Below are 13,265 nucleotides of genomic sequence, written 5' to 3' on the forward strand. Positions count from 1 at the left end.
CTCAAGATTGCACTCTTGAGGGTGTTTTTTATGCTTTCTTAAGCAATAAATACATAAAGTAAGGAGCACCAATTAAAGCAACGACAATACCTGCCGGAATACCGTTAGGTTCAACGATGTTTCGTCCGATTGTGTCTGCTAATAGTAATAGCCATCCGCCGATTAAAAGGGCGATAGGCATGAAGATTTGATGTCTTGGGCCTACTAAAGATTTTGCGATATGAGGAGCCATCAGCCCGATAAAGCTAATTCCTCCTGTTACGGAAACTGCTGCAGCTGCAAGTGCAACGGCTGCAATTAATAAGTATCTGCGTTCTTTTTCAATTTCAATTCCAACGCCGATTGCGACTGGTTCGTTTAATGCTAAAATGTTTAATCGATTTGCTTTATAGAAAACAAATGGAATTAATACGATTAACCATGGGAGCATTGCGAAAATGAAGATCCAATCATCTCCCCAAATGTTTCCGGCAATCCATTTGGCGATAAAGTCGACTTTCATACGATCAGCAGATGAAATAAGGACAATCATTGCTCCAGATAGTGCAAATGAAAAACCGATACCGGTTAATGTTAATCGTATTGGCTGAAGCCCTGTTGATTGACTATATGAAAATACGTAAATTAAAACAGCTGTAAGAAAAGCCCCGATAAATCCAACGACTGGTAGTAAATAAAGAAATGAACCTACATCTATTGGAAAGTATAAAAAGAAAATAGAAACAGCAACACCAGCACCAGAGTTAATCCCGAGAATACCAGGTTCAGCTAAATCGTTACGTGTAATGCCTTGAAGGATAGCACCTGATAAAGCGAGTGCCATACCAGCTAATACTGTAATGATAATTCTAGGTAGTCTTAAAGAATATAAAACGAATTCTTCTTTAAATGAACCTTGTCCCATTAGCGTTGGGAGTAGTCGATCATAAGATAAAGATGCTGAACCGAGTCCCATTCCAATTACAATGGTTGTAATAGTTAGTATAAGTAATGCGAGTATAATAAGACGTTGTTTTCTTAAAATAGATGGCATCATGAGAATGTTTTTCCTCCTTTACGAACAATGAATAGGAAGAATGGTAATCCTACAATTGCGACGATAGCAGCAACGGGTGTTTCATACGGAGCATTAATTGTACGTCCGATTGTGTCTGCAAGTAACATAAAGGAAGCACCAGCAATTGCTGACATCGGAATAATAAATCGGTAATCTGGACCAACAATAGGACGCACCATATGAGGTATCATTAAACCGATAAATGCCATATTTCCGACAAGCGCCACAGAAGCACCAGCAAGTAAGATAATAATGATAAACAAAATTGTTTTAATAACAATGATTTTTTGACCGAGTCCAACAGCAACTTCTTCACTGAAACTAAGGACTGTCAATTTTCTTGCAAATAAGATAGCGATAAAGATACTTATTGAAATGACTGGAATAATAATTTTCAATTGACTCCAAGTAGTTCCAATCACCCCTCCAGCAGTCCAAAGTGATACATCTTGTGAAATTTTGAAGTAAATGCCGACTCCTTCTGAAATTGCGAGTAGAAATGCTGAAACTGCAGCACCTGCTAATACAATTCGAAGAGGAGAAAGTCCGCCTTTTTTCACCATACCAATTCCAAATACCATAATTGCCCCTACCGAAGCCCCGATAAAGCAAGCTAATGTTAAGTACAGATAGCTTATGGAAGGGTTGAAAGCAAGTGTTAGTGCAAGTGCAGCATTTGCGCCACCCGTTAGCCCAAGTAAGCCAGGGTCTGCAAGGGGGTTTCGTGTTAAACCTTGCATAATTGCCCCAGAAACGGCTAGTCCAGCCCCTACAAAAATAGCAGCAACTTCACGTGGTAAACGTATTTCACGAATAATAGATATTTTGTCTCCTTGAGCCGAGGAAGTGAGTGCTAACCATACGTCTTTTATAGAAGTATCTGCAGCCCCTAATACCATTGCAACCATAAAAATTAGAAAGAATGCAATTATGCTCAAAATTAGTTTGTATGTAAAAGCTATAGAACGTGGATTGTCATGATCTTTTGTCATTCGTTTCACATCTTTTCTGTTCATAGAATAAAGGAAGAGGAATTCTTAAATTAAGAATTCCTCATGTTTGTATTATTTACCAAGAAAGCTTTTCTTGAAGAAGTCTAGTTGGAAATCTAATGTAAGTGGATCATTGAAATAGAATTCCATCATGTTTGCTTCGTATACGCGATTATTTTTTACTGCTGGAATGTTTTTGTATGATTCTGTCTCTTGGAAGGAGTTATCAGTATCTTTGTTTTTACTTACGATTAAGTAATCACCAGCAAACTCAGGTAATACCTCAGTAGATAATGCGTAGTAACCTTCTTTTAAAGCTTTTTCTTTTACTTTTTCAGGCATTTTTAATTTCATTTCTTGGTACAGAATTTCTGTTCCGCGGCCCCAGTTCTCGCCGTATACATAAAGCTGTTTATTGAAGTTTTCAACAACAGATACTGTTGCATCTTCACCAATTTTTGCTTTAATTTCTTTACCAGCTTCTTGTGCACGTTTCTTGAAATCATCAATCCAAGTTTTTGCTTCTTTTTCTTTGTTTAATAACTTACCGATTTCTAAATGTTGTGTTAAGTAATCAACTTTTCCGTAAGTGTATGTTACAGTAGGAGCAATTTTCTTTAACTTATCGACATTTTTAATATTTGATAAACCAATGATTAAATCAGGGTTTAGTTCAGCGATTTTTTCAACATTTTCATCTGATACTTCAGCAGCATCTTTAAGTTTACTATCAAAACGTGGGTTTTGTTTCGACCATGAATCTACCCCAACAACATTTACTCCTAATGACATTACGTTACCAGCGAATGCTGATAAAACAACAACGCGTTTTGGATTTGCAGGAACTTCTACTTTACCATTTTCAGATTGGTATGTAATTGTTTCTGATTTACTACCTTTTGCATCGTTCTTTTTGTCTGTAGAGCCGTTGCTACAAGCACTCATAACAAGAACGAAAAGAACTGTTAGTGAAATAAATAACTTTTTCATCGTCTTTCTCCTTTAACGTAGATGTATGTGTATACAATAATTTGTTTAACTGCAATCTTTTTGAAAGAGTAGTGGTAATGCAAAATAATTTATTAAAAATCTTGAATGTGAGATTTCACAATATAGTATTAACCATATTAATGAAAGAAGATGTAATCTCAATTTGCTAATTATTAACAAAATGATAATGATTATCACTATTGATTCTTTAAATAATATAATTTTATATAGGTGTATTGTCAATAGTAATTTTGATTGTAAATTTTGCGGAAACAGGTTATATTTTATTGAGAATGATAATCAATGATTGATAGCTGAGGAGTGAGCACGAATGAATCGAGAAGAATTGTTTGATGTAACTGTAATAGGCGGAGGACCTGCAGGGCTTTATTCAGCTTTTTATAGTGGACTTAGAGAGATGAAAACGAAAATAATAGAATTTCAACCACAGTTAGGTGGAAAAATACATGTTTATCCGGAGAAGATGATTTGGGATGTAGGAGGGCTATTGCCAGTTACAGGTGATAAATTAATTGAACAACTTGTACAGCAAGGGCTAACATTTAAGCCGGAAGTTGTATTAAATACAAAAGTAGAATCAATTATTCGTAATGAAGATGGAACTTTTACGTTAAAAACAAGTACTGGCGAAGAACATTTTTCAAAAACAATTATCGTCGCAACTGGAAGCGGTATATTGAAACCGCAAAAGTTATCGATTGAAGGTGCGGAGCGATTTGAAGTATCGAATTTAAATTATACAGTTAAATCTTTAATGCGTTTCAAAGATAAAACGATCATTATTTCTGGTGGAGGAAATTCTGCCGTTGATTGGGCGAACGAATTAGAACCAATCGCGAAAAAAGTGTATGTAACATATAGAAAAGAAGAATTATCTGGTCATGAAGCACAAGTAAAACAGCTAATGAACAGCTCAGCGAAGTGTTTTCTGAATACATCGATTACAAAATTAATTGCTGGTGATAATCATGAAGCGATTGAATATGTAGAATTAACGAATCATGAGACAGGTGAAGTTTCTCATTTACCTATTGATGAAGTTATTATTAATCATGGATATGAACGTGACATTACATTATTAGAAAATAGTGAGTTGGACGTTGCGATTATAGATAATTTTTATATTGCAGGTAATGCAAATAGTGAGTCTTCTGTAGATGGATTATATGCTGCGGGAGATATTTTGAAACATGATGGGAAATTGCATTTAATTGCGGGAGCATTCCAAGATGCTGGAAATGCTGTGAATAAAGCGAAACAATTTATTCAGCCAGATGCAAGTGAGTACGGAATGGTTTCTTCGCATAATGAAGTATTTAAAAAACGAAATCGAGAATTGATAAAGCAAATGATGAAATAATAAAGTGAAACTTTAATCAGTGGGGGCTATCCTGCACTGATTATTAACCTTCACCAATCGGGCTTTTACTACCCACAAATAGCCGGATAAAGGTACAAGTATACCCCCATTTACTTCTCTATTCAAATAGACGAGAGATGTAAATGGGGGTTTTCCTGTTTACTATATTTTCAATCATTATTATGACACCGGTTTCATCAGTTCATATGACATGAACATTTTATTTGTAAATCAGTCTAGAAAACAATGAATCTATGTTTTGTTTACGCTGTTCCTTTTGCTCGTTCATTAGGAAATGGCATATTTAGTATAGAAGCAATGTATTGTTTTCCATGTTTTCGAGCCAATGATTCTAATATTTGACGAACGCGTTTTGTAAGATGCCCTTGTTTTTTTATCGCTTCACAATATGCGTCGTAGAAAGCATATTTAGCCCATAGAAAATCATCTTGTTGGAATAAGAAATGATTTTTGTACCATTCACCAATTGTATGATAACAATTGTTTTCGTGTATTGCTACGCCTTGAGAAAGAATACGATCAGATAAAGATGTAGTTAAATGAGAAGTTGTATTTTCTGTTTCAACTTGTAATGTTTTTTCTAACATTGTAATGATGTGACGAGTAGCCATATGTTAACTCTCCTTTGTGTAAATGGGTGATACCATTCTATATTTAAAAAAATACTTACTATATTATTATACAATATATGGAATGGTTCTACCTGCTTTTTAAACTGCATTTACAAAATCTTTTTTATTTGTTTACAAAAATAAAGTAAGATACAGTATATATGAAAAAACAATAAAGGAATGAACGCATTGTATATAACAATAGAAGAAGCTGCGGAGTATTTGAATTTACCAAAATCGTATATTGAAGAGCTAATTCAGCAAAAGAAAGTTCGTGCGCTATTCGATGGAGAGCAATATTTATTAAATAAAGAACAATTCAACACGCATTTAGAACAAATGGAGAAATATAAACAATTAGTGGAAGAAATATTAAACGAACCAATTCCAGAAGATATGGACGTTAAAGACGAAGACTAAACTTTAGGAAATCCCGTATGAAGATATGCAGAAATGTATCTTCATACGGGATTTTTTTATCTAAAGACATCAAAATCCTAAGGAGCCCTCAGGATTTCTTAGAATTTTGATAGGTAGTAGTCTACCATGTTAAAAGCATATTTTTTTCGAGCTAGGACAAACATAGAGAACGTAACCTGTACAGATACATATACTATCAGTGCAAAAGCTTATAAATTAATGGAAGGGGTTTTCTCGTGAGTTTATTTCATTGGGATTTTTTGAAAGACTTAATTGGATCTTATGTAAGAGTGAACAGAGGTGGACCAGAATCTCAAAAAGGAACAATAGTATCATTAGGTGCGGACTACTTCGGATTAGAGAATGAAAAAGGAGAGAGCCATTACTACCAGCTTCGCCATCTGAAAAGCATTACCCAAAATACGAAAGATGGTGGAGTAGGTGATTTAGAATGGGTGGAAGAAGACATTGCAGAAGACTTTGAAACGCTACTTCAAAGCTTCAAATACCGCTGGGTGAAAATTAACCGTGGTGGACCAGAGAAAATTGAAGGTATTTTACAAGATGTTTCTGGCGGTTATGTAACATTGATTATTAAAGAAGAAGTTGTATTAATTGCACTATCTCATATTAAGAGTGTTAATTATAATGCACCAGTAAGTGGAGAGAGTAGTGATGAGAGTAGCGATGAGAAAAGTAATGAAAACAGCAATAATTCAGGTCGCGCTCGTGCACAAAGACAATCAAGTAGAGGAAGATAATAAGAAAGGAGGGTACAAAATTGGAGAGTGTATTATGCTGTGATCAAATCAAAGGTTTAGTTGGTGAGAATGTAAAAGTAAATCTTCGTGGACCGGAAAGTCGAGTAGGTGTACTGTCATTGTTAGGAAAAGATTACCTTACACTACAATTACCTCATGGAGAATTAGTGTATTATCAACTGAAACATGTGAAGAGTCTAGTCAGAAAAGTGAAAGAGGCACAAGGAGAATATGGTTCATGTTTTTATGCGGAAGAAGATACTTTTTTAGATGCATTAAATGACTTGAAGTATAAATGGATAAAGATTAATCGTGGTGGACCAGAGTGTGTGGAAGGTTTATTAAGTGATATACATGATGGAAATATTACACTAGTTAATGGTGATGAGGTCATTTATGTGATTAATTCCCATATTAAGAGTGTGAGTCAAATAGTTAAAAACAAAAAGAATGAAGAAGAATAATGTTTAATAAATAAAAGGGGCATTATGATTGAAAATGAAGAATGATTTCATATTTCTCTGTAATTATTTTTGGATATATGAAAAAGGGTTTCTTACTATTAAAAAACAGAACATTGCCCCTGATTATTTTTAGAATAAAAGAAAGGGAAATTGTAATTTCATAGGAAGGAGGATATAGATGAATGAGTTACACAAAAGTATTGGAGAAAATATATATGTTAAATTAATTGGTGAAAAGAGATTTAAAGGCGTATTAATCGATGTAGGAAATGATATTGTTGTTCTTTACAATGGACAAGACTACGTATATATATCTTTATATCATATCCAATATTATAAGTTTTTAAGACCATATGATGAAGAAATATTAAAACCTGATGTAGATTCTGTAATTAAAAGGGAATCTCCTTCAATTTCTTTGAGGAAAGTATTAAGCACATCTAAAGGGATTTTCACAGAAATTTATGTAGCAGGTAATGCTCCAATACATGGATATGTTACAAGTGTAATGAACGATTATATTGTTTTTTATAGTCCAGTCTATAAAACTGTATATATATCTTTAAAGCACTTAAAATGGTTAATTCCGTATAAAGAAAACCAAGTGCCTTATTCCCTCAATAAAAATGAACTCCCCGTAAATCCATTAAATATTACGTTAGCTCGAACGTTTGAGGAGCAACTTATTAAAATGTATGGAAAGATTATGGTGTTCGATTTAGGTGAGGAATCCAATAAAATTGGAAAAATGGCGAAGATCGATGAAGGACATATTGAAATATTAAAAGCGCGTGATGCAAAAATGTATGTGAATATTCAACATGTAAAATCTGTCCATTGTCCGTAGGCTAGTTGAAAGGGCTGGCTTTTTCTTTTATATGCAGAAGGAAAGGTCGGGCCTGTTTGTTTAGTTCGATTTGGATATGAGGGGAAAAATGAATTGAATATAAATTATGTTAGTATGATTTTTGAAGAGGCAATCTTGTGCTAAATTATAAAAAATATGTACGAGCCACCTTTTGATGTATTCAATTTATTTTTTGAGGAAGAACTGCTCAACTAATTTACTAAAGGGGTTTTATTTGTGGAGCCGTTTCCAAATTCGTTATCGATTACATTACTTGGTAGTGCTGGTGGAGCAGCGAAGGCAGTTTTAGCAATTTTAAATCAAGCGATAGCAAATGAAAAAGATCCAATTTATGAAGTGATAAAGAATGTTACATTTCATTTGGTTGATATAAAACAAAAAGATAGGGCTTATTATGATGAGTTGTTTCCAAATTTGAAAGGTCATTTGTCATTATATGAAATAGACCTTCAAGATGTAGTGAAATTTAAACAGCATTTAACAGAAAAAAGTACGAGTGTTGTTATTGATGTTTCGGGTGCAGATACGATCAGGGTACTGAGCTGTTGTAATGAACTTGGAATCTTTTATATTAATTCAGCTTTGGAAAATGAGGCAGTAGATCAGGACGATAGTTTACTTGGATTTCAGCTTACGGAACGATATACGAGGTTTGAGAAAGAGAAAGAAAAATTTACAAATACAAAAGCGATTATAGGTTCAGGTATGAATCCAGGTGTTGTTCAATGGATGGTTGTTGAACTTATGAAAGAACGGCCGAATGAACAGCCACAAGCATGCTATATTGTAGAACATGATACGTCGTTTTTGAATGATACGGCACTTATAAAGCCGTATACACTTTATACGTCATGGGCAGTAGAGCGATTTCTAGACGAAGCGATATGGAGTTATCCGATGTATATGAGTCATCATCGTCCTCTTTATTTTTATGAGGATGTATATGCTTCAGAGTATAAAGTGAAGTTAGGAAAAAGAGAGTTTTATGGTTGCTTAATGCCACATGAGGAAGTTTTAATTTTAGGGAAAAATTTCAACATGGAAGTTGGTTTTCTTTACCGAATTAATGAATATACAACAAATGTAATTAGACAGAACTTAGATAAGGTAGAAGATTTATGGAACTGGAATCGTAAAGTATTCAATCCAGCGGAAGAAGAGGTTGCAGGAGAGGATCTAGTAGGTGTATTACTCGTTTATGAAAATGGCGAGACGTATATGTATAACGTAATGAATAGTAGCCAAGTTTTTCATAAATATAAAACGAATGCAACTTACTTCCAAGTAGGGTGCGGAATTTATGCAGGTTTGTGTAGTTTACTTTTAGATCACTTTGGACAAGGTGCTTATTATGTCGAGGAATTATTATTAAATACAGAAAGTAAGTACGGTGAATATTTAAATTTATATATGAAGGATTTTGTAATAGGGCATAATGATTTTACGGATGGACTGCTACATGATAGGGTCAGATGGATATAAGTTGTGACTAGAAAGGAAGGAGAAGTCTCCTTCCTTTTTAGTATTATAAGGTTACGTATTGCCCTGAAAGCAATTTCATACTTATAATTTAAGGAGATAACGGTGGGGATTTTTTTTCGTATCGATCAAGGGGAGTTTTTATATGAACAAATACAAGAGCTTGATTTATGAAGAAAGAAAAGCTTTAAAGGTATTTATATTATTATTCTATATTATATTTTTTTCATATGACGCTATATATTATTTTGTATATCCTGCTATGAATATTAATGGAACAACGGTAGGATGGCCAGAAGGAAGCCTTGGGATAGGCGTATATATATTTGTAATAGCATTATTCCCTATTTCAATGTATCTTCAAAAAAGAGGTTATGTATATTCTATAAAATATTTATTTTTATTTGGCTACATGTTTATCAATCTTATAAATAATTTAATGATTTATTTGCGAACGGATAGAGCTTTTGAACATGGTAGTATGGTAGAAATGTTATTAATTTTATTTGCACCGGTTTTCGTGAACAGAAAATATTTTTATTTAGTTTCCTTTAGTGTAATTGGAAAGTACGTACTTTTTACATTGATACTACAAGATCTAAAAGTTGTGATTCCGCTTGTCTTATGTGTATTCTATTTCATTATTTCACATTCTTTGTTGAAACGATTTCAATCTTATGTAAGAACGGTTGTTGAAATGATGAACAATATGAAAGAGACGGAAAATTTAGCTGTAATTGGGACTATGTCTACAACAATTGCGCATGAAATCCGAAATCCATTAACGGCTTTGAAGGGGTTTACGCAAATGCAAAAAGAAAGAAATCCAACTGATACGATGAGCTACGACATTATGCTACAAGAAATTGAAAGAGTCAATGGATTTGTTAGTGAATTGATGTTGTTAGGAAAACCAAAGCCAACAAATTATGAAAGGTGTAATATACGAGACATCCTTCTATATGTTGTGCATCTAATGGAAAGTTATGCAACGCAATATAGAGTTAAATGTCATTTACAAGTAGATGGGAATTTACCGGCTATAAACGGTGATGACAAGCAATTAAAACAAGTGTTATTAAATATCATTAAAAATGGAATAGAATCAATGCCAGAGGGTGGAGAAATCCATATTCGTGCATATCAAAAAACGCAAGGACATTTGTGTATTTCTGTTGAAGACCAAGGATTTGGTATAGAGAATGAGAAGTTAGAAAAAATCGGCAAGGCGTTTTACACAACAAAGGAGACTGGTACAGGACTTGGGTTAATGATTACATATAAAATTATTAAGGAACATCAAGGGAGTATCACGATCCAAAGTAGTGTAGGAGTAGGAACGAAAGTAGAAATTTTTTTGCCGACCTTTTAATGTATTGGGAGAAAAGATTTTTCAGAAAAGTGTTCTTGTTGTGTAAATATAAACATTTTATAAAATGTTTCAAGAAGGGTTTTTTTTATAAAATACTTCGTTTATAATGGAGGAAAATATCGACATGAGATTGATTGCTCATGTAGCGGTTCAGTAGTGTTATGAAAAGATAAGAAGGGGTGCACACGCATCCTTTTTTCTATGCAGATATGATGAAAGAGGTGGTATGATGGAATTAACATTAAATTCGACTGTATGTTTACACACGATTCAATTTCGAAAAGAGCAAAAGAATTATATTGTAAAAGATACAATTACAGGAGAAAAATATGAAATGCCGCCACTTTGGATTGATGCATTGGCAATGATGCGTGACGGTTTTTTATTGGGAGAAATTGAGGAGAAATTAAAAGAAGAGTATCCAGCAGAAGAAGTAAATATACTAGCATTCACGAGGCAACTGTTAGAGCTAGAACTTGTTGGAATGGTAGATGGGGAAGAGATAGCTTGTACAAAGAAGAAAGAGAAAGATTATTTAGCTTGGGTACGTCCCCGGTTGGAACAATTTTTCCTTAATGTAAATAAAAAATATAGAAGCAAAGGTCAGTGATGATCTTTGCTTTTTTGTAGTCCATATTTTAAAAAATAACAGCGAATGCCCTTGCGAAAGCACCGTCACTATTTTTAATTTTTAAAGGTGCTGCTGAGAAAAAGAAACGTTTCGCTTTAATAGCATCTAGATTTGTTAAGTTTTCAATTAAGAAAATATTATTGCCTAACAGTATGTGATGAATGGGTGATGTTTCTGTCGTTACCTCATCGGGAGAAATAAAATCTAAACCGACTGATTTTACTTTTAATTCAACTAGTTCTTCAGCTAATTCTTCGGAAAGATAAAATGCTTCTTTCTCATAAGCTTCTGTATTCCATTTATTAGATAGATTAGAATGGAAAATGACAATATCGTCTTTTTTTATGTCGGCATTATGCAATACTTCTTTAGGGAGTTTTCTCTCTTGAACATGAGTGACATCGATGAGAACTGCTTCACCTACAAACTGATCAAGGGGCAATTGATCAATCGTTGTTGCACCAGAAATAAAATGCGCAGGAGCGTCGCAATGTGTACCGACATGAACGACCGAATGGAAATCTGTAACTTGATATCCCGTTTCTTCAACGCTTGTAATGGCTTCTAGTTGGATTGTTGGTGTTCCGGGAAATTGAGACATATTATTTTCAAACGTTTGTGATAGATCAATTACTTTCATTTTAAATACCTCCAATATATGTTTTTCAAATAATAAAAAGCCCATCTTTCATGATCAAGAAAGATGGGCTTTACATACTAGTTGCGTTTTATCTTCCAAAATGCAATGCATTTTGCAGGAATTAGCACCTATTCAGTTCTTATAAACTGAGGTTGCTGGGCTTCAAAGGGCCGGTCCCTCTGCCTCTCTTGATAAAGGTTTATTCAGTTTCGGAATTCGAAATATTCATGATATTTAAATTGTAATTAATTTCCTTTTTCATGCAATACAAATTAGGTGTTCACCCAAATAAAGTTGCTCGCATATTGTAGCTTATGTAAGTAGACTGTTGCGAAGGAGTGAGTGCAGTGACAGGGAATGTGTTAAATTATTATGCTGGTGGTAATACAGCTAGAGGATTTCATAATTTATACGAAGAGAATTTAAAAGGGCTAGATAGGTTGTTTATTTTAAAGGGTGGTCCAGGAACGGGAAAATCTTCTTTAATTAAGGCAATAGGTCGTGAATGGGTTGAAAAAGGATATGATATTGAGCTTTTGCATTGTTCTTCCGATAATAAATCGGTTGATGGTGTAATTATCCCGAAGCTAAAAGTAGGAATTGTTGATGGAACATCTCCGCATGTTATCGAGCCAAAAATGCCAGGAGTTGTTGAGGAGTATATCAATTTAGGGGTTGCTTGGGACTCAGATAAATTAAGAAAGCAGAAGGTGGAAATTGAACGATTTGTTTCAGAAGCAAGCAAAGCTTTTCAAACTGCTTACGCTTGTTTTCACGAGGCGCTAATTATACATGATGAGTGGGAGAAAATATATATTAATAACATTGATTTTAATAAAGCAAATGAACTAACAGATCAGCTGATTCAGAAGCTATTTACAGATAAAGGAGGGAAACAATCGCTTGTGAAACATCGCTTTTTAGGAGCAGCTACACCGAAAGGAGCAGTTGATTTTGTTCCTAATTTAACAGAAGGATTGCCACATCGTTATTTTATAAAAGGACGCCCGGGCTCTGGAAAATCAACAATGCTCAAAAAGTTATCGAAGGCAGCAGAAGAAAAAGGTTTTGACGTTGAAGTATATCATTGCGGATTTGACCCGAATAGTCTTGATATGGTTATTGTAAGAGAATTAGGATTTGCAATTTTTGATAGTACCGCACCACATGAATATTTTCCAAGTCGCGTGGGTGATGAGATTATAGATATGTATGCTCTTATTGTTAAACCGGGGACGGATGAGAAGTATGCTACAGAAATTCGTGACGTTTCCATTCAATATAAAGCAAAAATGAATGAGGCGATGTCTTTCTTAGCAAAAGCAAAATCAGTTCGTGATAAATTAGAACGAATTTATATTGCTGCTATGGATTTTTCAAAAGTGGATGCATATAAAGAGGAAATTCAAAAAGAGTTTGAACGAATTGCGGTTAGTGTAACAGAAAAGAACAAGTAAAAAATAAGGGATTTTGGTAGGCTGTCGGGAATTTTCTGACAGCTATTTTAGTATGTAGTAAGCTTAGTAATATATTTGTCGAATTTCCAAGGAAATAATCAAAAAATGGAGAGGGTATGAA

General features: G+C 34.0%; 14 protein-coding genes and 1 riboswitch. Of the genes, 9 read left to right on the plus strand and 5 right to left on the minus strand.

Translation table 11 applies throughout. The annotated features are described in order from the left end of the window. Positions 1-28: 28 nt before the first annotated feature. From JDS81_RS19785 to JDS81_RS19795, 3 genes are read right to left on the minus strand one after another with little or no spacing between them, the layout of a single operon-like run. Complete coding sequence (locus JDS81_RS19785) at positions 29-1,036, minus strand: FecCD family ABC transporter permease (RefSeq protein ID WP_000982878.1); 1,008 nt, start codon at positions 1,034-1,036, stop codon at positions 29-31. Continuing rightward, positions 1,033-2,073 (minus strand): FecCD family ABC transporter permease, encoded by a 1,041-nt coding sequence (locus JDS81_RS19790; protein ID WP_142311437.1) that lies wholly within the window; start codon positions 2,071-2,073, stop codon positions 1,033-1,035. Before JDS81_RS19790 ends, JDS81_RS19785 begins: the two co-directional genes overlap by 4 nt. A 48-nt stretch (positions 2,074-2,121) precedes the next feature. Continuing rightward, positions 2,122-3,039 (minus strand): iron-hydroxamate ABC transporter substrate-binding protein, encoded by a 918-nt coding sequence (locus JDS81_RS19795; protein ID WP_000732566.1) that lies wholly within the window; start codon positions 3,037-3,039, stop codon positions 2,122-2,124. A 331-nt stretch (positions 3,040-3,370) separates the two neighbouring features. On the opposite strand from JDS81_RS19795, the gene JDS81_RS19800 reads away from it, so the two are divergent. Continuing rightward, positions 3,371-4,420: an NAD(P)/FAD-dependent oxidoreductase gene (locus tag JDS81_RS19800; RefSeq protein WP_001078288.1), complete on the plus strand. Its 1,050-nt coding sequence runs from the start codon at positions 3,371-3,373 to the stop codon at positions 4,418-4,420. A 263-nt stretch (positions 4,421-4,683) separates the two neighbouring features. On the opposite strand, the gene JDS81_RS19805 is transcribed toward JDS81_RS19800, so the two are convergent. Further along, positions 4,684-5,052 (minus strand): hypothetical protein, encoded by a 369-nt coding sequence (locus JDS81_RS19805; RefSeq protein ID WP_000235486.1) that lies wholly within the window; start codon positions 5,050-5,052, stop codon positions 4,684-4,686. Between the two features lie 180 nt (positions 5,053-5,232). On the opposite strand from JDS81_RS19805, the gene JDS81_RS19810 reads away from it, so the two are divergent. The 7 genes from JDS81_RS19810 to JDS81_RS19840 all read left to right on the plus strand — a co-directional run bounded on the left by JDS81_RS19810 (position 5,233) and on the right by JDS81_RS19840 (position 11,026). After that, positions 5,233-5,472 (plus strand): helix-turn-helix domain-containing protein, encoded by a 240-nt coding sequence (locus JDS81_RS19810; RefSeq protein ID WP_002037874.1) that lies wholly within the window; start codon positions 5,233-5,235, stop codon positions 5,470-5,472. Between the two features lie 236 nt (positions 5,473-5,708). Beyond that, positions 5,709-6,233, plus strand: a complete 525-nt coding sequence (locus tag JDS81_RS19815) for an LSm family protein (RefSeq protein WP_000051642.1) — start codon at positions 5,709-5,711, stop codon at positions 6,231-6,233. Between the two features lie 20 nt (positions 6,234-6,253). Beyond that, on the plus strand, positions 6,254-6,697 hold the full coding sequence (locus tag JDS81_RS19820) for a hypothetical protein (RefSeq protein ID WP_000446700.1): 444 nt from the start codon (positions 6,254-6,256) through the stop codon (positions 6,695-6,697). A gap of 178 nt (positions 6,698-6,875) precedes the next feature. Further along, positions 6,876-7,544 (plus strand): LSm family protein, encoded by a 669-nt coding sequence (locus JDS81_RS19825; protein ID WP_001003899.1) that lies wholly within the window; start codon positions 6,876-6,878, stop codon positions 7,542-7,544. Between the two features lie 237 nt (positions 7,545-7,781). Further along, positions 7,782-9,047 carry a hypothetical protein gene (locus JDS81_RS19830; protein ID WP_000433167.1) on the plus strand — a complete coding sequence of 422 codons (1,266 nt, stop codon included), beginning with the start codon at positions 7,782-7,784 and terminating at the stop codon, positions 9,045-9,047. A 142-nt stretch (positions 9,048-9,189) separates the two neighbouring features. Further along, complete coding sequence (locus JDS81_RS19835) at positions 9,190-10,416, plus strand: ATP-binding protein (protein ID WP_097953932.1); 1,227 nt, start codon at positions 9,190-9,192, stop codon at positions 10,414-10,416. 229 nt (positions 10,417-10,645) lie between these two features. Beyond that, positions 10,646-11,026: a hypothetical protein gene (locus JDS81_RS19840; RefSeq protein WP_000424106.1), complete on the plus strand. Its 381-nt coding sequence runs from the start codon at positions 10,646-10,648 to the stop codon at positions 11,024-11,026. A 28-nt stretch (positions 11,027-11,054) separates the two neighbouring features. Here JDS81_RS19840 and JDS81_RS19845 read toward each other — a convergent pair whose 3' ends face one another. Then, a complete protein-coding gene (locus tag JDS81_RS19845; RefSeq protein WP_000862990.1) occupies positions 11,055-11,687 on the minus strand; it encodes a cyclase family protein in 633 nt (210 codons plus the stop codon). An 85-nt stretch (positions 11,688-11,772) separates the two neighbouring features. Further along, positions 11,773-11,885: riboswitch (SAM riboswitch) on the minus strand. A 149-nt stretch (positions 11,886-12,034) separates the two neighbouring features. On the opposite strand from JDS81_RS19845, the gene JDS81_RS19850 reads away from it, so the two are divergent. Further along, on the plus strand, positions 12,035-13,144 hold the full coding sequence (locus JDS81_RS19850; RefSeq protein ID WP_000147482.1) for a PRK06851 family protein: 1,110 nt from the start codon (positions 12,035-12,037) through the stop codon (positions 13,142-13,144). Positions 13,145-13,265: the final 121 nt, after the last annotated feature.

Source organism: Bacillus cereus group sp. N31 (assembly GCF_016483245.1).
Lineage (GTDB): Bacteria > Bacillota > Bacilli > Bacillales > Bacillaceae_G > Bacillus_A > Bacillus_A toyonensis.